Source organism: Streptomyces sp. DSM 116795, assembly GCF_055792905.1.
Window position 1 is genome coordinate 387,056 of the sequence record NZ_CM147707.1, and the last position, 23,684, is coordinate 410,739.

A 23,684-nucleotide genomic window follows, 5' to 3' on the forward strand; every position below is an offset into this window, starting at 1 on the left:
GGGCAACGGAACATTTGCTCGGCGCATCTCTCCTGAATAAGGATCACGATAAATTCCGTCAGGGTGGGGCCCGTTGAATCGTCAAGTTGGGGAATCCGTGCACCTCGTGGGACGCGAGGAGGAATTGTGCTCGATCGACGAGCTGCGCGCTGAGGTCTGGGGCGGACGCGGCACGGCAGTGCTGATTCGGGGCGCAGAAGGCATGGGCAGGACGGCGCTGCTCCACGCTGCGTGCGAGCGGGCGCGGCGCGCGGGAGCACTCGTCCTCGCAGCGGGGGCGGACCGGCTGGAGGCCGACTGTCCGTTCGGCGTTGTCCAGCAGTTGTTCGAGGACGTCGACGGATCCCGGCCCGTGCCCGGCCTGGTTGGCCTGAACGAGCTCTGCGACAAGGCCATGGAGCTGGCGGCGGACCGGCCGGTGGTCATCGCGGTGGACGATCTCCGGTGGGTCGACGACGCCTCAGCACGGTGGCTCGCGTATCTGCTGCGCAGGAGCCACCGTCGGCGTGTTCTCGTCATGGCGACCACGAGCCTGCCGACGAACGTCATCGAGGCCGACCTCGTAAGCCGTTTCGAACATGTGATCGCCCTCGACGGGCTACGCACCAGGGCCGTCGTCGACCTCGCGGGAGACATTCTGGGCACGCCGGTCGAGAAGGAGTTCGGCGCCTCCTGCCATCAGGCCACCGATGGCAACCCGCGGCTCCTACACGCGGTGCTGCACGCGGTGGAGGAAGCGAAACGGCCAGTGAGCCCCGCGCTTCTGAGCGAGGTGCTGGAGAACCCTCCGCCGGTCGTCATGACCTGGCTGCGACGAACCCTGGCGGCCTGCGGTTCCGGCGCTGGCGAACTGGTAGAGGTGATCGCGGCATTCGGCGAACCGGTCGAACTGGACCTGGCCGCCGCCGCAGCGGAAATCGCAACCGCCCGGGTGGCACCGCTGGTCGACGCGCTGGTGGCAGCGCGACTGCTGTACTGGTGCCGCGACCGGGTATCCCTGCGGCCGCCTGTAGTTCAGGCGGCCGTGCTAGCCGGCCTCGCGCCCGGCGCCGGCCGGGTACTGCGTGCCAGGGCCGCGCGCCTGCTGCATTCCAGGGGAGCGCCGACGGCCGATGTCGCCGCACAGCTGTTGCGGTCCGGCCCGCTCGGTGAACCGTGGGCAGCCGACGTGCTGTGCGCAGCGGCCGCGCAGGCCACGGCTGAGGGCGACCCCGACCGCGCCCTGGACCACCTGCGGTCTGCACTCCGCGAGCCGATGAGCTCCCGGAGGCGGTCGCAGCTGATGGTGCACATGGGATCCGCCCAGCCACCGGCCGACGTCGGCTCTGCCGTCGGCTACCTGCGCCGAGCCCTGGACGTCACCTCCGACGTCACGGTCAAGGCCGATGCTGCCCGGCGGCTGACCGGACTGTTGTGCCTGAGTGAGCGCTACGGAGAGAGCATGCGGGTACTCCGGAACGTGGCCGGGTCGGCACGGGACAGCTCCCCCGAGGTCGCGTTGAGCCTGGAGGTCGAGGAGGCTCTGCTGGGCCTGTGTTATCTGCCTTCGCCGGATGCGGAGCTGGCCCGGCTCGCTGGCCGCATGGACCTCCCCGAGGATCCGGAGGACGACGCGCTGGGCATTCTGTGGTCGGTCCGCTTGATGATGTCCGGTCTGCAGCGGCAGCAGGCGGTGCAGCTGGCATCGCGGGCACTGGATCGCGTCCTCCCACAAGTGAACGAGGCGTCCCTCCTCCACCCGATGAGCGTGCTAACCCTCACGGTGGCTGGTGAACTCGAACTCGCCGTTCACCACGCCGGCCAGGCGGTCGACCAAGCACACCATGCCCGCTCTGCGCTGGGTAGCGCCCGGGCACTCGCCGTGCGCAGCGAGGTGAATTACCGGCTGGGACGGCTGGGGGACTGCCAGAGCGACGCGCGGGCCTGCCGGGACATGCTCCTCCAGTTCGGCTCACGCAGGGCGGACGGCCTGGCCATGGCCGCGACCGCACGGCTGGCGGACGCCCTGGTGGACAACGGCGACCTGGATGCGGCCGAGCACGTGATCGCGGACGTCCTGGCGGGACAGACCGTGCCCGCGAACCTGCTGGGCACCTGGCTGCTCACCAGTCGGGGCCGTCTGCACCTGGCCAAGGGAGAGATCCGGCAGGGCGTGGAAGACCTGCTCGAGACGGGCCGGCGGCTGGACTCCCGGCAGGTGACCAATCCGGCCGTCATTCCCTGGCGTTCGCTGGCCGGAGTCGGATACGCGGCGCTAGGGAAGGGCTCGGCAGCCCGCGAACTCATCGAGGAGGAACTGGCCCTGGCGCACCAGTGGGGAAGCTCGCGAGCGGTCGGCATGGCCATGCGGGCAGCAGGCAGGGCGGCGAAAGGAAGCGCAGGCGTCGCTTTGTTGCGCGAAGCGGTCGCCGCACTGAGCCACTCCCAGGCGTCGCTGGAGCATGCGCGGGCCCTTGCCGACCTCGGCACGGCGCTGCGTACGACCAACCAGCTCGCCGATGCCCGCCTCCACCTGCGTCAGGCGGCGACCGCCGCACAACAGTGCGGCGCGATCGCGCTGGTTCGCCTCGCTAGCGCTGAGCTCATCGCGGCCGGTGCCCGGCCCCGCCGCAAGGCTCACTGCGGGCTCGAGTCCCTCACCCCGACCGAGCGCCGGGTGGCTCACCTGGCGGCGCGAGGGCTGAGCAACCGGGAGATCTCTGAGCACCTCTTCGTCGTACGACGCACCGTGGAGCTGCACTTGAGCAGCATCTACCGCAAGCTCGGGGTCCGCGGACGCGTGGACCTGCCTGCGAGTTTGCCGGGCGACCAGACGTAGCCCGCCCGGCCCGCGGAGCATGGGTCGGAGTGGCCATCCGACGATTCGCTCGCTCCGCTGAACGTGACTTCACAGGACGCCGCAGACTGGCCCTTGTCGAAGGAAGCCTGGACATGCACCACACCCAGCCGCTGCGCCTCCAGCACTCCCCGGAGAGCTGGCGGGTCTCCCTGTCTCGGGTAGCTGCGGTGCGTCTGGGCGATCGGCCCGAGTGCCGGTCCGGTGCTGCTTGGGGCCGCCAGAAGAGAGGTGTGCGGTATGAAACAAGAAAACCCCACCAGGCGAGCTGGCGGGGTTTTCTGCAAGAACCTCATGACCCCAGGGAAAGTCCGGCCCGACCGTTACCCATAATTAGCTTAGGAACTTCCAGGGAGCGAGTGACTAGCAATTCGAGGAATCCCGCTTGGTGTACCAGCCGGATCATGTAACGCATACGGCTGTTGGATGGCCCGCCGGGTTTCAGCAGGCCGACCGTGGCAAGCACCAGCAAGCCATCAACTGACAGCGGCCACAGTGCCGCCCCCGTTGGGTCGGCACCTCCATGGAGGGCAAAGTCCCGTTGATGCTCGTAGGTGGCGTAGGCAGCCACCGCAGCAACGACGAGCGCACAGCTCCGCCGCGCCCACACCTCAAGAGCCGTCCCGCCATCAACTTGGTCAGGACGGGCACCCTCCACCTCCGTGCGACTCACCGCGCACCACCGCCCCGACGACGGCAGCGCCGCTTCGGCACCTCCATCGTCGCGGAAACGACCAGATCACGACGGGCGAGATTCCTGTAGATGCTGTTCGAGGTGCGCGGGGCGCTCTGCCGCGACCACAGGGTGCTCACGGCGCTCGGGCAGCGTGTCCTGTCGCGAAGGTCGAACCGATAGCGCGTTCGGGAAGACTGTCGGGGCCAAAGGCGCTACCCGGGGGCAGTGGGAACAGGAGCCCACGTACGGCTGCGTACGGCTGCAGGTGCTGCAGGCCGGCCGTGCCGCCCCTGGATTCCGCGAGGCTGCAAAGTCCGCAAAGGCTGCGGGAGTTGTGGGGACTGCGGGGTCGCGGTCTGCGCCTGCCCGCCCAGCTGGTTCGCTGCTGCCGTAGGTCTCGGGGCTGCGGCTGTCTCCGCGCTTCGTCAGGGCTAAAGAACTCATCCTGGACCAAGCACTGTCGGCCTGCTTGCCGCAATCCTTGCGGTTCAGCGACCTGAATCTGATGTGACGTCACCAGTCAGAGCGCGCGAGCCAGCCGCCCGAGTCTGGTGGCCGACCGCCGAAAGGGGCAGCCTCGCCCAGATTCGAAAACCGCTACCGGGCCGAGGCCCCTGCTCGATGCGGCCCCCGACCAGGGCGACGCGCTCTCGCATGCCGAGGAGGCCGTGGCCCAGCCCCTCCCTTCCCCGCCTTTCTCTCCACGAGTGCGATTCTCCGCCCCCGTCGTCCTCGACCAGGATCTCGATGTCGTGATCGAAGCAGGCCAGACGGACGGTCGCCCGGGCGGCGGGGCCAGCGTGCTTCCTGGTGTTGGTGAGGGCCTCTTGCACGAGTCGGTAGGTGGTCAGCCCCACCTCCGCGGGAAGCGCCCGCTGTGATCCCTCGACCTGGAAGTCGACCAGCAATCCCACGCTGCGAGAGTGTCGGACCACGCTTTCAAGCTCGTCCATCCCCACCTCGAGGACGGACCCTTCGTCGGCCCCTGCCCCGTTCTGAAGCAGGCCGAGAACCTGGCGCATTTCAACGAGCGCACGACGCCCCATGAGGGCGATGGCCTCGAGCGCCTGCCTGGCTTGACGGGGCGCTGTGTCGATGGCACACGTGGCACCGTCTGCCTGCACGATCATCACCGACATGTTGTGGGCCACCAGGTCGTGGAGTTCGCGCGCTATGCGTGTACGCTCTGCGGCGACTGCAATCTTCGCCTGTATCTCCTGTTCCTTCTCCAAGTGAGCGGCACGTTCCTCAAGCTGTCGCCAGTAGGCACGGCGGGTACGCACCAAGCTGCCTATAGCCCAAGGGAGCACGAGGAGGATGGTCGAAAGCAGCGACTCGATTGCGAGGTCTCTAGGGTCGCCCCAATCGGCATTGCTCCAGCGAAGCGTCGCCAGGACTCCCGCGATAGGTGCCATCACCAGTGCAAGCCGGGAGGCCCAAGCCTCCCCAATAGCAGCGACCGTATACGCGATGACCAAGAACGCTATGTTCGCAGCCAGGAATCTGAAGTCAACGATGACTTGGAACACGCCGACGGCAATAGCCAGGAGCAGCGCCCCCTGAGGGAAACGTCGTCGAAGAGCCACTCCAAGGGTCAGAATTGTTATGATCACGCCCGCGGCGACGAGTTGGCCAGGTCTCAGGCCACTCCCCACGGTCGTCCACCATGACAGCAGCAATAGGAGCAGCGCCAAGAAGGCATCAACTGCCATCCTGTGCCGTCGTCCAAAATTGTAGAAGTATTCCATTCAAAATCCCGGATACAAAGCGGTCGAGGGAGAACTCGCGAGCCGAAGGACGGAATGAGGGCGGCGTTGGGCGTATTCCATGGAAATGCAGGGAGTGAGGAGACCCTTACGACATGGAACGACGCTGCTGGAGGGTCTGCTGACGGATTCGACCCAGCCACTCTCTGATGACTGCTTGCGACTGACCGTAGCGCCCTGCCTTGGTAAGGGCTCCGCAAGGGCTCCCAGCATTGTCCACGCGCCTGCGTCGAGCACGTCTTTCCCTCTCGAAGGGCTGGGATGCCCTCCGCTACGGTCGTCCTGCAGAGCGAATCTTCACATTGGCCCACTCTTCTTGTTGATCATGTGGCCTTCCTTGGGCATCCCCCTCGCCCGCAGGTGAACCTCCCCGGGATGCTCGTGAAAAGGAAACTTGGATTGATCCTGACGAGCCTTCAACCCGGGACTATGGAATCCCCCCCCCCCAGAAAATCGATCGTACTGCACCGAAGCCGGACACCACTTCACCAAGCGATGACGGGACGCGCACAATTCTGCTATGGCCGCCGTCTCCGACACGCTCACCGACCGAAGCGAGCGCGTCGTGCGGCACGAAGTGAGGCTCACTACCCGGGTGGCTGCCCCCCAGACGGCTCGGCTGTGAGCACATCAATCCGGGCAACCGCTGGTCCATGCGGCCTTGCGTAGCAAGGGACATCGAGGACTCACAAACCCGTTCCTCCCATGCGGAGACGCAAGCAGTAGTGGCCACAACGAAGTGCAGACAGCCCGCCACCAACAGGGCCGCCAGCTTCACGAGCGTCCGTCTCATGGATCACATGCCCCTCCGCAGATACCACTCGAGACGGATACCCGGCTCCCCCCGCAGGCCCATGGCGAGCGCACATTTCTGCCGTCCAGGACCACGGTTTCGGTCATCAACGCCTCGTAGCGTTAGGTCGTACCGAAACGCATATACGGAAATTGAGGCATCATGATCGAGGCCAAGGGCCTTACAAAACAATACGGTGACAAGACCGCCGTGGACGGTCTCACCTTCACGGCCCGGCCAGGGCAGGTCACCGGCTTCCTCGGACCGAACGGTGCCGGGAAATCCACCACCATGCGGATGATCCTCGGCCTTGACCGGCCGACGTCCGGAGCAGTCACCGTGTGCGGGCACCCGTACGCGGAGCTGGACGCGCCCCTGCGTACAGTTGGCGCACTGCTGGACGCCAAAGGCATCCACAACGGCCGCTCCGCCTACGAGCACCTTCGCGGACTGGCCGCCTCCAACGGCCTGCCCCGCAAGCGCGTTGATGAGGTCCTGGAGATGGTGGGCCTGACGGCTGTCGCCAACCGCCGTGCGGGGGGATTCTCGCTCGGTATGGGCCAACGGCTCGGGATCGCGGCCACACTGCTCGGCAACCCGGAGGTGATCATCCTCGACGAGCCGGTCAACGGTCTGGATCCCGAAGGCATCCACTGGGTAAGGGAGTTGCTGCGCTCTCTGGCTGCCGAAGGCCGTACGGTCTTCCTCTCCTCCCATCTGATGAGCGAAATGCAGGACACCGCCGACCACCTGATCGTCATCGGCCGGGGGCGCCTGGTCGGCGACTGTCCGATCGATACCTTCCTCGCCCGCAGTTCCCTCAACGCTGTACGCGTCCGCAGCCCCCACGCCGAGGCGCTCGCTCCGCTCCTGGCGGAAGAGGGTGGCACTGTCGCTGCCGAGGCGGCGGACGGTGCGCTGACCGTCCGAGGCCTTGAGCCGAAACGGATCGGCGAGCTCGCAGGAGAGAACGGGCTGTGGCTCTACGAACTGGCACCGCAGCGCGTCTCCCTGGAAGACGCCTATATGGAGCTGACCGCCGACGCGGTCGAGTACCGAGTACAGCAGTCCGGAAAGGCCGCGTGAATCCGATGAGCACCACCCTGACCGCGCCCGTGCGCACCGCCACACGCCGCCCCGGCTTCGCCCACGCCATGGCCTTTGAATGGATAAAGATCAAGTCGCTGCGCTCCACCTGGTGGACACTCGCCGCCTGCGCGGCCCTGACCATCGGCCTCGGCATGCTCAACGCGTCCATGGCAGAAGGGAAACAGGAGCTGGCACGCACAGTGCAAACCGTCTATGGTGCCTTCCCGCTCGGCTCGGTGGCCATGTGTGTCCTGGGCGTGCTCGCCGCCACCGCGGAGTACGGCACTGGCACGATACGCACCACCTTCGGGGCCGTCCCCGATCGCATCCGGCTGCTGAGCGCCAAGGCGCTGGTTGTCTTCGCCCTGTGCCTGACCGCCGGAACCGTCATCTCCTTCACGACGTACCTCGCGGGTACGGCCATGTTGCCGGCCAGCGCCACCTACCCCTCCCTCAGCGACGGATCGATGCTGCGGGTGATCCTTGGCGGCGGCATCTACCTCGGCGTCCTCGGGGTGTTCGCACTGGCCCTCGGCCTGGCGCTGCGCGCCTCCGCAGGAGGAATCACCGCGGCTATCACCGTGGTATTCGTCCTCCCGGCGATCTTCCCCGCCCGCAAGATCTCCGAGACGCTTAACAAGTGGTGGCCGACCGAGGCAGGGCAGAACATCCTGGACTTCACCGGCGTCCCGGACGAACTCAGCCCGCTCACGGGGCTGCTGTACTTTGTCGCCGTGGCTCTCACGTGCTTCGCCGGCGCAGCCGCATTGGCCAAACAGCGGGACGTGTGATCACGCCCCACCGTCCGGTGGGCGCTGGACACGCTACCTCCTGGGCCTAGAGAAAAATCGGCCCCGGCCGCCGCACCTTCCCCCGTTGGGCAGCGGCCGGGCCGCTCGCTGTCCGAGCCCGTACGCTCGGCTCCCGGCACACGGCCACCGCTTCCCGCCGACCGGTAACTCCCGTCGTACCCGTGACCTGTGCACCATCGTCGCGGAGCAGGTCGTTCAGTTCAGTTAGTCCTCGCTGGGCTGGCGGTGAAGGGGTAGGCACCCGGGATGGCGCGGGATCCGGGCCTGGACGAGGTCGTCGACCACTTCACGCTGAACAGCGCGCCATCACCGGCCGTCGTAGTAGCGCCGGCGGAGTTCCCTCCAGTGAGCCCGGCGGTGCTTGCGTCTGTCGTCCCACTCGTCATGCCTCTGTGGTGATCGGCTCGTCCAGCCGGTTGGCGACGTACTCGTCCAGCCCTTCCAGACGATGTTGGCCAGCAGCAGGGAGCCCCCTTGCCGGGTGTGTGCGGGTGTCGCACGTGCGCCACCCTCGGTGAGGACACCTGCCCCTTCGTCGAACCTTCATGCGTTCACGCGTCGGCCCAACGAGGCCCCCGGCACATGGAATCGACAGCTATGTGCCGCTCGGAAGCTACCGATGCGTTGCTTGCTCCCTGGTGTCCGAGGCACGAATACAGAGCCGCGTACCATCAGTTCGACTTATAGGAAGCCGTAGAGGGGGCTTCGGCCATGGCGTTGTCGTAGCTGTCGGCGACCGAGGCAGTGGCGCCGACGTCCACGGCCGTTCCCTGTAGCGGATGGAGACAGATCGCGCCCCGCCGCCACTGTGGCGAATCAGTCCATGGCCTTCTTGGTCCCGCCACAGGGCTATCTCCAGGGCGTCCAGGGGGTCGGTGCGCAGATGGGTGGCGAGGAGCTGCATCCGACGATCAACGCGATTACCCGTCCAAGCCGAAAGACCGCGTAGACCCAGTCCGTCCAGATACGGAACTTCGCGCCGTCCCCTTTCACGGGCTGCGGTGCGTGCCGCGGCTTGAGGTGCCGGCGTGGCTCGGTAACCCGGGGGGCGTGCTCCGGCGTGGACTGGTGTAGTTGACGCCTTGTGGGATTGTCCTATTCACCACTTTTGCATCTTCTGCTCTGATTCGCGCCTTTCGGGGCGTGTCTCCTGCTGGTTTCCATGGAGGCAAGAGGTAGCGGGTTTCACGTTATCAAGGGCCTGGACAACCTTCTTCTGCCGTGCGCCCCGACACGGAAAGGGTGTTGACGAGGCTGCGTCCACGCGTGTGGAGCCCCTGCCAGGGATCGTCCTCGTTCGCAGGAGGCAGCATCATGCCAGCGCCAACCATCAGTCTCATCCAGCCCACCTCAGGGTCGGCCGGCACCTCGATCCGGATCCTCGGCACCAATTTCACGGGCGCGACCGCCGTGAAGTTCGGCACCACCAACGCCACCTTCACCGTGGCCAACAGCGGAATGATCAACGCCACCGTCCCCCCAGGGTCCGGTTCGCTCCTGGTCACGGTGGTCACCCCTGAAGGCACCAGCAACGGCAAGGCCTTCTGCTACACCGGCACACCGGGCGCGAAAATCCAGGCCATCTACCCCGGCTCCGGGCCGACTGCGGGCGGCAACCCCGTCAACATCGCCGGGACGGGTTTCACGGGCGCGACCGCCGTGAAGTTCGGCACCGCCGACGCCCTCAGCTTCCGCGTGACCGGTGACCGGGCGATCAACGCTGTGGCTCCTCCGGGAACCGCCGGCACGGTACTGGTCACCGTGGTGACCGCCAGCGGCCCAGGCTGCGGCATAGCCTACGACTACACCGGCGTGGGGCCGGGGACGGCGGCCTACGTCACCAACAACGGCAGCGCTTCGGTATCGGTCATCCGCATCAGCGATGACACGGTCATCGCCACCCCTGCCGTCGGCAGCAGCCCCGTCGGTGTGGCGGTCACGCCGGACGGCAGCAAAGCCTACGTCACCAACTCCGGCAGCGGTTCGGTATCGGTCATCCGCACCAGCGACAACACGGTCATCGCCACACCCGCCGTCGGAACCGGCCCCGTCGCTGTGGCGGTCACGCCGGACGGCAGCAAGGCCTACGTCGCCAACTTCAACAGCGATTCGGTGTCGGTAATCCGCACCAGCGATGACACGGTCATCGCCACACCCACCGTCGGAACCAACCCGCAGAATGTGGCGGTCACGCCGGACGGCAGCAAGGTCTACGTCACCAACCAGACCAGCGGTTCGGTATCGGTGATCCGCACCAGCGACAACACGGTCATCGCCACCCCTGCCGTCGGCGGAAGCCCGCGGATGTTGGCGGTCACGCCGGACGGCAGCAAGGTCTACGTCACCAACTCCGGCAGCGCTTCGGTATCGGTCATCCGCACCAGCGACAACACGGTCATCGCCACCCCTGCCGTCGGCAGCGTACCGTTCGGTGTGGCGGTCACGCCGGACGGCAGCAAGGTCTACGTCGCCAACCTTGGCAGCGGTTCGGTGTCGGTAATCCGCACCAGCGATGACACGGTCATCGCCACCCCTGCCGTCGGCAGCAGCCCCGTCGCTGTGGCGGTCACGCCGGACGGCAGCAAGGTCTACGTCACCAACTCCGGCAGCGCTTCGGTATCGGTCATCCGCACCAGCGACAACACGGTCATCGCCACACCCACCGTCGGCACCGGCCCGCAGGGTGTGGCGGTCACGCTGGATGGCAGCAAGGTCTACGTCGCCAACTCCGGCAGTGCTTCGGTGTCGGTAATCCAGACCAGCGATGACACGGTCATCGCCACCCCTGCCGTCGGCACCAACCCATTGGAGGTGGCGATCAGCGCCTGACCAGGGTGGTTCCGGGAGAGGCCGACATGGCCGAGGCACACCTCATCCGCCACGGGCCTGGCCCCGCCACACCAACACGTGACCGTCCTGCACTGTGATCCAGTGGGCTGCCCCGATGGGACTCCCTACTGGAGGCGGCGAGGCTCCTCGGTCGTTTGCGCCGGTGACCAACCACCGGCCCAACAACCGCGGAGCCTCGCCCATCTCATATCGCATGCGGAGCGTTGGAACATCCCCGCATGAGAAGGTCCCCCACCGGCTGGGCGGCGGGCTTGTCCCCCTGCGTGGGCTGACGAGTTGAAAGCCGGCGATAAGGGTTCTGCTCCCCCCCCCCCAGATTCGCAACGAGCTCCCACTCCGGGCCTCGCCAAGTACCGCCTGGCACCGAACCAATCCAGGCATCCCGCAACCGCCGCCGCTGACACCCCCACAGGCGCCGAACGCTGCCCACACGCCGGCGTCCGGGCAGCGGGAGGCGGGCGCCACCCCGCACCGCACAAGACCCGAGCACGGGCATGCACCCGCACCGCACCTTCAGCGCCCGCCCGCAGGTCCATGCGGCTCTGACCGCCCTGGCGCTGCAACCTGCTCTCGCCCCCACGTACTTCGCCCTCTGGAGCTGCCTCCGCCTGACGTTGACCTCACCTTCATCGGGAGCACTCCGACGGTGATGTGTATGTCGCCGGCTCCACCGCCATCGGCCTCCCCGCTTTCATCTTCTGCTCCATCTCGGGTGGGAGCTGAGCCACGACGAGCTAGAAGTTGCGTGGAATTACTTCCAGGCTGACGGCCGTACGAGGGCGCAGGACTGCGGGTTCAGCGGTACTAGTGGTCGAACTGAAGGAGAAGTGGCTGGTACTTGGTCCGCGCAAGCAGGCGGCGGGGCCTTGGTCCCGGTGTGGCACGTCTGGGACGGGCGTCGAGGGCGTTTGATGCCTACCGCCGCCACGACGTTGGCGCCGCGACGACTCGGCTGGGAGCCCAACTCCCGTATGTGCACAGTGACATGGGCGTGCGCGGCCGCATCGGATCCAAGCTCTCCCGCTCGCACGCGGCGGGCCTGAGAGGTCGCTCCGTATCCAAACCTTGGGCGGCGGCCTTCATGCGCGCTCCTTGCGCGGACCATAAGCAAACGATGACGGCGGGCGGTTGGGCGCTTGGGGGCTGTTGTGCTGGGGGCATGAACAGCAAACACAACTCCCGTTCCCGTTCTCTTCACCGCTCGGCCCGCTATGCCTTGAGCGTGGTCGCCGCAGTCGCTGCGCTCGGCCTCACCGTGGTCGGATGCGGCGAGAAGGGCTCCGACATCAGGGACGAGGGGAAGGGCAATCCGACGAGCACCGGTACGAAGGTGCTGTGGCTGGGCGACTCCATCGCGGGTGCTGAGGCTCCCGCCCTGGGCGCCGCCCTGAAGGCCAGTGGTGTGGCGTTCAAGGACTCCTCATCGAATGGTGGGGGGACGATCGTCAATAGCGGCGAGAAGATTGCGCGGACGATCTCCGGCGACACGTGGCAGCAACTGGCCAAGGACATCGAGTCGTTCCGTCCTACCGTGGTCGCCTACCAAGTCACGACGTACGACTGGGGAAGCCGGGATAAGCAGCGGACTGCCTACGAGAGGGTCGTCGACGCGGCCAAGAGCGTCGGGGTCAAGGTGGTGTTCGTTTCCTCCCCGCCCATCAAGATCGACGGGTTCTACAAGCAGCACGAGGCGCAGATGCGCACCGCTCCCAAGGTAGCCGCGGAAGTCGCCGGGAAGAGCGGTGGCACGGCGGCGTTCTTCGACGCCTCACAGGTGTGGGGCACCGATGCCTCGGCGGGGAAGGCGCAGCGCGCCCTAGACGGGATCCACAACTGCCAGCAGGGGGCAGCCGCCTTCGCCACGTGGTTCATCCGACAGCTCGGCAAGGAGGAGAGGTTCACGCCGGCGTCGGTGGACTCCTGGGTCCAGAAGCCCTGGACCGGCGACGAGCGATACAGCAAGCTCCGCTGTGGTGCGTGAGGGAACGGCTGGCTTCATGACCTCGCATCTTCAGCTGCTCCCGCCTGGGCGCCGCCGCACGGTGCCGGGCAGGCACCGTGTGGCACGCCCCAGCGGAGTGGGCCGTGCGCACGTCGCCGCCCTCGATGGGCTGCGGGGGTTCGCGGTCGCGGCGGTGCTGCTCTTCCACGGAGGCCATCTGCGCGGTGGGTTTCTCGGCGTCGACCTATTCTTCGTGCTCTCAGGGTTTCTGATCACAGGGCTGCTGCTCGGCGAAGTAACGGGGCGGGGCCGGATCGACCTGGCCGCTTTCTGGGGACGCCGTGCCCGTCGCCTGTTGCCCGCTCTGTTCTGTGTGGTGGTCGTGACCGTGTTGGTCACGTGGGCGTGGGGGAGCACGGAGCATCTGCGCTTCGCGCTCGACGACATGCCCTGGGTGGGGGCCCAGGCGGTCAACTGGCACTACATCACCGAGCAGATCGGCTACTGGAACACCTCCGACACCCGCGTCTTCTCCCACCTGTGGAGCATTGGCGTGGAGTGGCAGTTCTATCTGGCCTGGCCGCTGGTGGTAGCGGTGGCCGCCCGGGGGCGGTGCGGTGAGCGGATCGTGGCCTCGCTCGCCGGGGCGGGTGCCCTGGTCTCCCTCGCTCTGACCGTCTTGTTCGGTGCCGCGGCGGACACCACCCACGCCTACGAGGGCGCCGACACCCGTGGCGCCGCCCTGCTACTCGGGGCGCTCGTGGCCACCGCACCGGTGCGCAATCTCGTTAGCCGGGTTCCGCGCCACGTGGCCGACCTGATGTGCCTGGCCCTGGGGTGGGGGCTGGCGGTGGCGTGGGCGGTGATCGAGGGCGAGAAGGCGCCCGTGCTCTTCCGGGGCGGGCTCTTCCTTCACTCTCTGACTGCGGCCGTGCTGATCGTCATGCTGGCCCAGGTGCCGGGCACCTGGGCGGCACGGATTGCGGGCAGCCGCCTGCCACGTGGCCTGGGCAAGTTGTCGTACAGCCTGTATCTGTGGCACTTGCCGGTGTATCTGCTGCTATTGCCGAGGCTGTCGGTGCTCGGGGACTGGGGCGGGACCGGCGTCGCGATCGGGGTTTCGCTGGTGGCCGCTGCGGTGACGAAGCGGTTCGTCGAGGATCCCGTGCGGTTCGGGGTGGGGTGGGCGCGCGGCAGGCGCGGTTTGATCGCGGCGATCGCGGTGGCTCTGGCTGGAGCCGTCCTGTGGGCCGCGGTGCCTCAGCCGGTACCGGGGGTGGGCACGGTCGACGTCAACCGGTTGAAGTGACCCCCGGACAAGCAGCGGGCACCACGCTCGCCCGTACACTGGGCGATCTGCGCCTTATATACCAGTTAGTGCCGGAACAACACCTAGATCCTGGAAAGGACTCGTAAATGACCCGTGTCCTGCTGATCGAGGACGATCCGGCCGTGCGCCGCGGTGTCGTCCTGGGCCTGTCCCGCAACGGGCACGAGACTGCGGCGGTCGGCACCGGCGAGGACGGCCTTGAGGCCCTGGCTGCCTTCAAGCCTGACCTCGTGCTCCTCGATCTGATGCTCCCCGGCATGAGCGGCCTCGAAGTATGCCGCCGCATCCACGAGACCGGCCGGGTTCCCATCGTGATCTTGTCCGCGCGCAGCGACGACATCGACGTCGTGGTCGGCCTCGAGGCGGGCGGCGACGACTACGTCGTCAAACCCGCCAGCGCCGCGGTCATCGAGGCACGGATGCGCGCGGTGCTGCGCCGCGTCGCCCCCACCCAGGCCCACCCCGGCACATGTGCTGGGCCGACCCGGGTGGGCGATCTCGAGATCGACCCCGACGCGCTGATCGTCCGTAAGCACGGCGAAGAACTTCCGCTCTCCCCCTCCGAGTTGAAGTTGCTGCTCTTTCTCAGCGCCACCCCGAAGCGGACCTTCAGCCGCCAGCAACTGCTCGAGGAAATCTGGGAGCACAGCTATTACGGGGACTCCCGCCTGGTCGACGCTTGCGTGAATCGGCTGCGCAACAAGATCGAAGAGGACCCGCGCCGCCCGGTGTACGTCCAGACGGTGCGCGGCTTCGGTTACCGCTTCGGCCCGCTGCCCGCATGAAGCTCGCGTTGCCCCGCGGCCTGCGCCCGCGCCTGGTCGTCGCCTTTATGCTCGTGGCCGCGCTCAGCGCGTTGATCACCGCCGCGCTCACCTTCCGGCAGGCCCACAGCGCGATCCTGAACCGCACCCAGAACAGCGCCGTCCACGATCTGCGCCACCAGATCGGCTCACTTGCCCCCAACCTTCCGGACGACCCCGCCGATACGGACCTGCGCGCCTTCGTGCACAAGCTGGACCATGCTTCGGGCTCGCACGGCTGGCACACGGCCGTCTCCCGCGATGGCGGGCCGCTCATCGGCACCGCGGTCGACCTCCCCAGCGATCTGCGCGACGCGACCAAGAACGGCGACACCACCTTCTACGAGCGCGTGCAGAACGCTGGCGGACCCCGACTGCTCATCGGCATGCCCGTCGACTACACCGACGAGGGCAAGGAAGCGGGGAAACCGTCGGGGATGGTCGTCCACGCCGTTCTGCCGCTGGACAACGAACGGGCCGACATCTCCGCTCTGATCACCGCGGCCTGGGTAGGAACCGTCGTGACGCTCGCCTTCGCCGTTGTGCCCGCCCTGTTTGCGGCACGCCGGGTGCTGCGTCCCGTACGGCAGCTGCGTACGGCCGCCGAGAAGATCGCCTCGGGCGCCCGGGACCCGCGCCTGGACGCTGTCGGCAAGGACGAACTCGCCACGCTTACCGCCACGTTCAACACCATGGCGGCTGCGCTGGAGCGGGACGACGCCGAGCTGCGACGCATGGAGGCCAACGCCCGTCGGTTCGCCGCAGACGTCTCGCACGAACTGCGGACTCCGCTCGCCGCGATGATCGCTGTCGCCGACGCCCTCGACGAGGATGCCCGCTCCGGCACGCTGCCTCCAGACACCGCCGAGGCGGGTCTCCTCATCAGCGACGAGACCCGCAAGCTGGCCAGCATGGTCGAGGACCTGATGGAGATCTCCCGCTTCGACGCGGGTGCGGAGGTGTTGCACCTGGACGACGTGAGTCTGCGCACCCTCGTCCACAAGTCGCTTCATCTGCGCGGCTGGCGCGAGCCGGATGAGGTGATCGTCGAGCTCCCTGAGGACGATCTGCGCATCAGAGTCGACGCTCGGCGCATCGACGTCGTCCTCGCCAACCTGATCGGCAACGCGTTGCGCCACGGCGCCGCTCCCGTCACGGTCCGGGCGACTGCCACGCAGGAGTTCCTTGTGATCGACGTTGCCGACCACGGCCCCGGCATCCCCGACGAAGTCCTGCCGCATGTCTTCGACCGCTTCTACAAGGCGGATGCTGCGCGGACCCGTTCCCAGGGCAGCGGCCTCGGACTCGCCATCGCGAGGGAAGACGTACGACTGCACCACGGCACCCTGACCGCCGCCAACCTCCCGGACGGCGGCGCGGTGTTCACCGTCACACTCCCGCTCACGCTCCGACAGGAGGACCAGTCGTGAAGCGCCAACTCATCTCTCTCGTAGCCGTGTTGGGTGTGTTGGCCGCAGGCTGCGGCATTGGCACCACCGCGCCGGTCCCAGCGGGCGCCCCGGCGTCCGGCCTTCGCGAACCGGGATCCGCGACCCACTATGTCCACCTCTACCTCGTCAGCCCGCACGGCATCCAGGCCGTAGCCCGCGAGGTCGACACCTCCGCAACCCCGCAGCAGGCACTCGACTTGCTCCTCAAAGGCCCCGACGCCGCCGAACGCGCCCGCGGCCTGACCACCGACGTACCACCGATACACGGACGGCTAGTCGCAAAGGCTGCTGACGGCGCCGTGGATCTACGCCTCCCGGTGCCCGTGGCGCACATAAACCCCGGCAGCGACCTCGGGCTCAGCCAGATCATCTGCACCGCGGCCCACGCCCAGGCGGTCGACGGCACACAGCCCTCCAACGTGGACGTACGGGTCCACGAGGAGGGCGTCGGGGGGTCGCCCTGGACCGTCCGCTGCAACGCGGTGGGCAACGTCATTCCCGTGCCCGAATCTGCCCCGAGCCAGGGGGCGGCCACAAGATAGCAAGTGGAACGCGTCCCGAGACTTTCACGCAGGAGGGGCCAAAGCGTGGTGCAGTCTGGCCGCTCGCACGCGGGAACAGACAGCGCCTGCCGGTCACGGCTGGCGAGAGGCCGGCGCCTTAGCCCCAGCGGGCAGCAGTGCAACGAGCCGTACACGCTGCCCGCCGGGTCGGGCGCAACGCCTGTCCTACCGGCCACCGCCCTGCCGACCACAACCCGCAACCCATCGGCGCCGCAAGGCGACGTCGCGGGAATCGACGGCGCGAGGAGATCTCCGCTCACACGCGGGTGGAGTCCCTCACTACCGTCTACCGCGGTCCGCTGAGCGCCTTCCCGGGGATCGTCTGCATCGTAACCGCATGCGCTTTCTCCCGGACAGCCTGGTGACGTCCGGGATCAGCCCTCCGTTCCTGTCATGGAACGCGGACATTGCGCGGGCAGAACGGCCACACTCTCGAGTCTCATTCATTCAATACGCCCCTCTACGGTCGGAATCGCCTACTTCAGCCGGGCGGCTGTTCGCCCCTGGAACGCCCCGAAAGTGGAAGAGCGGAGAAGACGCGATGACGACCGACTCAGTACTCTCGGTGGTCATCGGTGCCGGTGGCACCGGTGGACACATCTACCCAGGCATCGCCCTGGCCGACACGCTGCGGCAGATCGAGCCGCGCGCCCGGATCAGTTTCATCGGTACGGAGCGTGGTCTGGAAGGCGAGCTGATCCCCAAAGCCGGCTACCGGCTGGATACGGTGGACATGATCCCTTTTGAGCGCGGCATAGGGCCTCGGCGTTACCTGCTGCCGGTCGATCTGTGGCGCTCCTCGGGACAGGCCAGGAAGATACTCGGGGATCAGGGTGCGCAGGTTGCAGTCGGGATGGGCGGTTACCCCAGCGCCCCGGTGATCCTCGGCGCACGGCGGGCCCGGCTGCCCAGCCTGATTCATGAATCCAATGCGGTGCCCGGCCGGGCCAACCGATTCTCTGCCCGGCTCACCCCGCATGTCGCGCTGGCCTTCGAGCAGTCCCGCCCCCGGCTACCGCAGGCCAGCGCCGAGCGCGCTCAGGTGGTCGGCATGCCGCTGGCCGATGCGATGACCGGGCTGAACCGGCTGCAGCTGCGCAAGGAAGCGCGGGCCTGGGCCGGGCTGCGTCGGGGGCAACGTCTGGTCCTGGTCAACGGCGGCAGCCTGGGGGCGGCGCGCCTGACCGACACCGCAATCGGCTTGGCCGCTCATTGGCGTGACCGTGTCGACGTGCGGCTGCTGATCAAGACGGGCCCGCAGGCGCTGACTGAGGTCCGGGAGCGGCTCGCCGCGAACGGCGGCGACTCGGTGGCCGAAGCCACCCCGTATCTGGAGCGGATGGACTTGGCCTATGCGGCGGCGGATCTGGCCGTATGCCGGGCGGGTTCGTCGACCGTGGCCGAACTGGCCAGCACCGGCCTTCCTGCAGTGCTCGTCCCGCTGCCGCACGCTCCCGGTGACCATCAGACCCACAACGCGCGTGTCCTGGTGGATCAAGGCGCCGCGCTGCTGCTGCCGAACGAGCGGGCTGTGCCGTCCCAGCTGGCCGACCTGATCGAACCGCTCCTTGCCGATCCTCGGCGGCTGTCAGTGATGAGCGGGGCAGCCGACCCGGGCCCGCACGCTCAGGCCGCCGGTCTGCTCGCCCAGCAGGTCCTGGACCTGGCCGGGCGAGCGACGGGAGGTCCGCCCGTTCAGCTCCCTGACCGTAGGGACACGCTCGGCGTCTGAGCGCGTCACCAGGCCAACCGCCCCCCACCTACCCCGGGATGCGAGTGCGCACCGGGCTGTATAGCAAGGAAGGCTGCAATGCGTATCACCTCGATCGGCCATGCCGGGCTGTTCGTCGAGTCCAGCGCCGGATCGGTCCTGTGCGACCCCTGGTTCACCCCGGCCTACTTCGGTTCCTGGGTGCCGTTCCCGGACAACACCGGGATCGCCCCGGACCGGCTGGCCGACGCGGACTATCTCTACATCTCGCACCTCCACCGCGACCACTACGATCCGCAGTGGCTCAGCCGCCACATGCGCAAGGACGTCACTGTCCTGCTGCCCGACTTCCCGGTTTCCGACCTGCGCGATGCCCTGGAGGGCTTGGGGTTCCGGAACTTCGTGCAGACCCGGCACAACGAGCCGCTGGTTCTGGACTCCGGCCTGCGGGCGCAGATCAGCTCGGTGGACGCGCCGCTGGACGGGCCGCTCGGTGACTCGGGTCTGGCGCTGGACGACGGACGAGTACGGATCTACAACCAGAACGACTCACGCCCCATCGACCTTGAGGCGATCAAGGCGTTCGGTCCCCTGCACGCCCATCTGGTGCAGTACTCCGGGGCGATCTGGTTCCCGGGGTCGTACAACTTCCCGGAGCGGATGAAGAAGACTCTGGGCACCCGCAAGCGGCGCAATGGCATGGCCCGGGCTCTGCGCTACATCGAGCAGCTCGACGCGGCTAACGTGCTGCCCTTCGCCGGTCCCGCGTGCTTCCTCGACGATGAGCTGTGGCACCTCAACGACTTCGACCAGGACCCGGCGAACCCTTTTCCCGATCAGTTTGCCTTCCTTGAATACCTCCAGGAGCAGGGCTTGGAACGGGCACACCTGTTCCTGACCGGCACCGAGGTCGACCTGCATCCGGACGGCACGACACAGATACACCAGATACCGGCCGCCGAGGTCGCCCGGATTAGGCACGACCGCCGCGGCTACCTCACCGAGTACAAGCACAAGATGCAGCCGGCCATCGATGTCATCACTAGTTCCCTGCCGCAGGACCGCAGCGACCTCGTCGGGCAGCTCAAGGAGTACGTGCAGCCATTGATGGAAACCGCCAACCGGACCTGCGCCGGAATCAACGGCCGCATCCTGCTGCAGGTGGAAGCCGTCGACGGCGGCCCGGACGAGGAGATTGTGTTCGACTTCTTGGACCGCCGGGTCGCCCGATACGCAGGTGAGGGGGCACGTTACGTCTTTCGGGTCCGCCGGCCTCTGATCGAGCATCTGGTACGGGAGCGGTCAGCGAACTGGGTTGACGAGCTCTTCCTCTCCTGCCGCCTGCTGATCTCCCGCAATGGCCCCTACAACGACTACGTCTACACGTTCTTCAAGTCGTTCTCACAAGAGCACATGGCGTTCGTCGAGGGCTACTACGCGCAGACGGACGACGCGCAGGAATACGCGCTCGCCGACGGGCGCGTAGTGCCGCGGCACTGCCCACATTTGCAGGCTGACCTGACCCGATTCGGCAGCGTCAAGAACGGTGTCCTGACCTGCGCAATGCACAACTGGGACTTCGATCTTGCGACGGGCCGCTGCCTGACCAGCGACGACCGCATACTCACCACCCGTCCGGCAAGCTCGGACGACCTGGCCGCGCGGCACCCAGTCATCCCCCAAGCGCAGCCGCAACAGCAGCCCCCCGGGTCCGTCCAAGGAACGGTGTAGCTCGGGTTGTTAAGAGGCCGGGTCAGTTCAGCGTCACGAACCGGCGCAGCGATCGTCGTTGACGAATCGAGGTAAGTGGTCAGTTGGTGCTGCACGAGAGGTCGTGCCGGGCCGGTCGGTCGATGTACGGAGACGCCCGTCATGAGTCGGAGGAAGCCGACGGTAGGTCGGGACGAATCGCGAGGGACGTTCTTCACTTTTCGGGTATCCCGGTGGTGAGTGCAGGTTCGTACGGTGCTGAGTAGCTGGATATCCGCTGGACATCGAGGAAGGGTGAGTGTCCGTTGGGCGGCACGATGTTGGAGGCCAGAGGGCTGACGAAGGCGTATGGCGGGAAGCGGGCGGTGGACGACTTGTCGTTCACGGTGCGTGGTGGACAGGTGACTGGCTTTCTGGGGCCGAACGGGGCGGGCAAGTCTTCGACGATGCGGATGTTTCTCGGTCTGGATCACCCCGACTCGGGTAGTGCGCTGGTCAACGGCATGCCTTTCCATCAGCTTCGTCATCCCATGCACGAGGTCGGCGTGATGCTTGGGGCCGAGGCAGCTCATCCCGGACGCAGCGCCTACGGCCATCTGCTGGGGCTGGCGTACAGCAACGGGATCGGGCGCCGAAGGGTGGGCGAGGTGCTGGAGGTCACCGGCCTCGGCGCGGTGGCCGGGAAGCGGATCGGTGGGTTTTCACTGGGCATGAGCCAGCGGCTGGGCATCGCCGCCGCTCTTCTCGGTGATCCGAAGACCCTGCTGTTCGACGAGCCGGTCAACGGTCTCCACCCTGAAGGCGTCCGCTGGATCCGCAACCTGATGAAGGGACTCGCCGCCGAAGGGCGCACCGTTTTCGTGTCCAGCCATCTCATGAGCGAGATGGAGTTGACCGCGGACCACCTGGTGGTGATCGGCCAAGGCCGGCTCATCGCCGACGCCAGCGTGCAGGAGGTCATCCGGAGGGGCCGTGTGATCAAGGTACGCACCCCTCAGGCTTGCCAACTTGGCGTACGGCTTCGGCAAGCGGGCGGCGGGGTCACCGCCGATGGTGCGGACACCCTCGTCGTCACCGGACTCGGCGCCATGCGGATCTCGGCGATGGCGTCGGAGTGCGGTGTGGAGCTGCATGAACTGTTCGAACAGCGCGTCTCGTTGGAGGCGGCCTTCACGGAGCTGACGGGGCGCAGCGTGGAGTACCGCACCCGCACGCCCGACCAGGTCTGATTCCGCCACCACAGCACAGGCACGACACTTCTCAGATAGGTACCTTCATGTCCTTCATGTGCCGCACCGGTCCCTTCCTCCCCTTTGGTCGTCCGGGCGGGCCGGTGTTCGTGAACCTGATCCGGTCGGAATGGGTCAAGATCCGCACCGTGGGCGTCACCGCGTGGTGTCTGCTTGCCCTGACTGCGCTCGCTGTCGGTGCCGCAGCACTGATCGCTCTTCAGGAGCCGCCGCGGAGCCCGCGGTCCGTCCAAGCGCTGGTGAGCTTGAGCCACCTGGGCCTTAGTTTCGGCCAGCTGGCCGTGGTGGTCCTCGGCGCCTCGAGTATCGGCGGTGAATACGGCACTGGGATGATCCGTACGTCGCTGGCGGCCGTGTCACGGCGTGGGCGTTGGCTCCTGGCGAAGGCGTTCGTCGTGGGCACGCTCGCCCTGGTTACCGGCATGGTGCTGAGCGTGATCTCGTTCGCTCTTGTTTACGGGTCCGCATTGGACGCGGGTACGTTCGTGGACCCGCAGGTGATCCGGGCGGTGCTCGGTGGCGGGCTCTATCTGGGCGTACTGGCGGTGCTCTCGCTCGCGGTGACCACGATCGTGCGCGGGACAGCCGGCGGTATCGTCGTGATGTTCGTGCTGATCTTTGTCGTACCGGTTCTCGTGTCCAGCTCTCCGCTCAGCCACATGGAGAAGTTCCTGCCAGTCGGCACGCTGCCCCCCAACGCCGGGCTTGCGATCACGCAGGTCCACGCGATGCTCGGCGGACTTGCGCCATGGGTTGGATTCGCGGTGCTGGGCGCATCGACAGTGGCTGCCATGTCCGGGGCGCTCTACCAGCTGGTGCGACGCGACGCTTGAGCCGGCCCGCACCTACGTCATCGGGAACTGCGGGTGTGTGGTGCGGAGGTCGGCGTCGTGGGTGACGATCACCGCCTGAACACGGTTGGCGCACCGCAGCCTGCCAAGGACCCGGCTGACGTGGGTCTTCACCGTGGCCTCGGCCATGTGCAGACATACGCCGATCTCGGCGCTGGACTTGCCCTCGCCCACGAGCTTCAGCACCTCGGGCTCGCGCGCGGTCAGGTCAGTGACACGGTCACAGGCGTCCGTAGTCCGGTCGGTATCGCGGGTGGCGAAGGCGGAGAGCAGGCGGCGGGTAACCGACGGGGCGAGCATGACATCCGCGCTGTCGGCGGTCATGACCGCACCTATCAGGTCGCGGGGCGGGGTGTTCTCTTCAGCAAGAAACCCATCGCCTCGGCCTGCAGAGCCGCGTGCACATCCTCGTCCAGGCCGAAGGTGGTGAGCGCGACCACCTTGGGGCGGTGGGGAGGTTGGTGATCTCCTTGGCCACGGTCAGTCCGTGCATGACCGGCATTCCGGATGTCTATGAGCACCACGTCCGGCCGGTGCGTACGAGCGAGGTGCACGGTCTGTGCGCCGTCGCTCGCCTCGGCGACGCCCACCAGTGGCACTGCGCGCGCGTCGGAACACCGAATGCCCGCAGATGAGTTGAGCCCTTGCAACGGCTAGTTCGCCCACCGATGGGGCGTAGAACGAACCGTCTCCTGGCTCGCCGGCTGGCGGCAGCCCACGCCACCGCAACGGACGCAACACCGAACGCTTCCTCCCATTCGTCGGCATCCCCGCATCCATCATCGACGCCACCGATCACCAACGGAAAAAGCCTCTAAAGGTGGTGCTCACCACCCCCAGACTCGAACCGGGACCAGACCACGAGAAAACAACCGTGCCCCAGCACTTTCTCGAGCGCCGCCGATTCAGCGCGATACTCAAGATCCGCGACAGTGCTTACTTACACTCCAGCCGTCCGGTGTACTCGCAGAGAGCGGCGAACCGTTCCTCGCCTCTGTCGGGATCGCGGTCGCGAGGATGTATTTGAACGGGAAACCTATTAAGCGGGCTGGCCAGGGAGACCAGAGCGGAGCGGCTTTCGTTGTAGGGCGCGCGTATGGGCCGACGGGGAGCGCTGGACGTGCGGGCCAATGTGTTCTGTGTCATATGCCAGATGGGAAACCGGGGAAGTCGATTCTGCCGTCGATAGAAATGTGCGGGCATCCCAGCGCAGCTTGGGAGGCCGCAGTCGCGGGATACACCTAAGGGCGC

At 67.1% G+C, this 23,684-nt stretch carries 17 protein-coding genes; 13 read left to right on the forward strand and 4 right to left on the reverse strand.

What is annotated here, in order from left to right; genetic code table 11:
• Nucleotides 1-106: 106 nt before the first annotated feature.
• Nucleotides 107-2,818, forward strand: coding sequence for a helix-turn-helix transcriptional regulator (locus ACSMXX_RS01695; RefSeq protein ID WP_473182226.1), 2,712 nt, complete (start codon nucleotides 107-109; stop codon nucleotides 2,816-2,818).
• 310 nt (nucleotides 2,819-3,128) lie between these two features.
• Here ACSMXX_RS01695 and ACSMXX_RS01700 read toward each other — a convergent pair whose 3' ends face one another.
• Both ACSMXX_RS01700 and ACSMXX_RS01705 read right to left on the reverse strand, forming a co-directional pair.
• The gene (locus tag ACSMXX_RS01700; protein ID WP_473182227.1) at nucleotides 3,129-3,509 is read right to left on the reverse strand and encodes a DUF2637 domain-containing protein; all 381 of its coding nucleotides are present in this window, start codon (nucleotides 3,507-3,509) and stop codon (nucleotides 3,129-3,131) included.
• A gap of 491 nt (nucleotides 3,510-4,000) precedes the next feature.
• Complete coding sequence (locus tag ACSMXX_RS01705; protein WP_473182228.1) at nucleotides 4,001-5,260, reverse strand: sensor histidine kinase; 1,260 nt, start codon at nucleotides 5,258-5,260, stop codon at nucleotides 4,001-4,003.
• A 973-nt stretch (nucleotides 5,261-6,233) separates the two neighbouring features.
• Here ACSMXX_RS01705 and ACSMXX_RS01710 point away from each other — a divergent pair.
• From ACSMXX_RS01710 to ACSMXX_RS01765, 12 genes are all read left to right on the forward strand, one after another.
• On the forward strand, nucleotides 6,234-7,157 hold the full coding sequence (locus ACSMXX_RS01710; RefSeq protein WP_473182229.1) for an ABC transporter ATP-binding protein: 924 nt from the start codon (nucleotides 6,234-6,236) through the stop codon (nucleotides 7,155-7,157).
• 5 nt (nucleotides 7,158-7,162) lie between these two features.
• Entirely contained in the window at nucleotides 7,163-7,951 is a 789-nt protein-coding gene (locus ACSMXX_RS01715) for a hypothetical protein (protein ID WP_473182230.1), read from the forward strand.
• A gap of 1,335 nt (nucleotides 7,952-9,286) precedes the next feature.
• A complete protein-coding gene (locus tag ACSMXX_RS01720) occupies nucleotides 9,287-10,801 on the forward strand; it encodes a beta-propeller fold lactonase family protein (RefSeq protein WP_473182231.1) in 1,515 nt (504 codons plus the stop codon).
• A 1,180-nt stretch (nucleotides 10,802-11,981) separates the two neighbouring features.
• Nucleotides 11,982-12,803: an SGNH/GDSL hydrolase family protein gene (locus ACSMXX_RS01725; protein ID WP_473182232.1), complete on the forward strand. Its 822-nt coding sequence runs from the start codon at nucleotides 11,982-11,984 to the stop codon at nucleotides 12,801-12,803.
• Nucleotides 12,804-12,819: 16 nt separating this feature from the next.
• Nucleotides 12,820-14,073 (forward strand): acyltransferase family protein, encoded by a 1,254-nt coding sequence (locus ACSMXX_RS01730; protein WP_473182233.1) that lies wholly within the window; start codon nucleotides 12,820-12,822, stop codon nucleotides 14,071-14,073.
• 107 nt (nucleotides 14,074-14,180) lie between these two features.
• The gene (locus ACSMXX_RS01735; protein WP_473182234.1) at nucleotides 14,181-14,879 is read left to right on the forward strand and encodes a winged helix-turn-helix domain-containing protein; all 699 of its coding nucleotides are present in this window, start codon (nucleotides 14,181-14,183) and stop codon (nucleotides 14,877-14,879) included.
• Nucleotides 14,876-16,327: a sensor histidine kinase gene (locus tag ACSMXX_RS01740; protein WP_473182235.1), complete on the forward strand. Its 1,452-nt coding sequence runs from the start codon at nucleotides 14,876-14,878 to the stop codon at nucleotides 16,325-16,327. Before ACSMXX_RS01735 ends, ACSMXX_RS01740 begins: the two co-directional genes overlap by 4 nt.
• Nucleotides 16,324-16,890 (forward strand): hypothetical protein, encoded by a 567-nt coding sequence (locus ACSMXX_RS01745; RefSeq protein ID WP_473182236.1) that lies wholly within the window; start codon nucleotides 16,324-16,326, stop codon nucleotides 16,888-16,890. Before ACSMXX_RS01740 ends, ACSMXX_RS01745 begins: the two co-directional genes overlap by 4 nt.
• 562 nt (nucleotides 16,891-17,452) lie before the next feature.
• On the forward strand, nucleotides 17,453-18,643 hold the full coding sequence (locus tag ACSMXX_RS01750) for a UDP-N-acetylglucosamine--N-acetylmuramyl-(pentapeptide) pyrophosphoryl-undecaprenol N-acetylglucosamine transferase (RefSeq protein WP_473182237.1): 1,191 nt from the start codon (nucleotides 17,453-17,455) through the stop codon (nucleotides 18,641-18,643).
• A 78-nt stretch (nucleotides 18,644-18,721) separates the two neighbouring features.
• Nucleotides 18,722-20,353 carry a Rieske 2Fe-2S domain-containing protein gene (locus tag ACSMXX_RS01755; protein ID WP_473182238.1) on the forward strand — a complete coding sequence of 544 codons (1,632 nt, stop codon included), beginning with the start codon at nucleotides 18,722-18,724 and terminating at the stop codon, nucleotides 20,351-20,353.
• Between the two features lie 296 nt (nucleotides 20,354-20,649).
• On the forward strand, nucleotides 20,650-21,561 hold the full coding sequence (locus ACSMXX_RS01760) for an ABC transporter ATP-binding protein (protein ID WP_473184592.1): 912 nt from the start codon (nucleotides 20,650-20,652) through the stop codon (nucleotides 21,559-21,561).
• Between the two features lie 47 nt (nucleotides 21,562-21,608).
• The gene (locus tag ACSMXX_RS01765) at nucleotides 21,609-22,415 is read left to right on the forward strand and encodes an ABC transporter permease (protein WP_473182239.1); all 807 of its coding nucleotides are present in this window, start codon (nucleotides 21,609-21,611) and stop codon (nucleotides 22,413-22,415) included.
• Between the two features lie 12 nt (nucleotides 22,416-22,427).
• Here the strand turns inward: ACSMXX_RS01765 and ACSMXX_RS01770 are convergent, their stop codons facing one another.
• Nucleotides 22,428-22,757 carry a response regulator transcription factor gene (locus tag ACSMXX_RS01770; protein WP_473182240.1) on the reverse strand — a complete coding sequence of 110 codons (330 nt, stop codon included), beginning with the start codon at nucleotides 22,755-22,757 and terminating at the stop codon, nucleotides 22,428-22,430.
• A gap of 11 nt (nucleotides 22,758-22,768) precedes the next feature.
• The gene (locus ACSMXX_RS01775) at nucleotides 22,769-23,023 is read right to left on the reverse strand and encodes a response regulator (protein ID WP_473182241.1); all 255 of its coding nucleotides are present in this window, start codon (nucleotides 23,021-23,023) and stop codon (nucleotides 22,769-22,771) included.
• Nucleotides 23,024-23,684 lie beyond the last annotated feature (661 nt).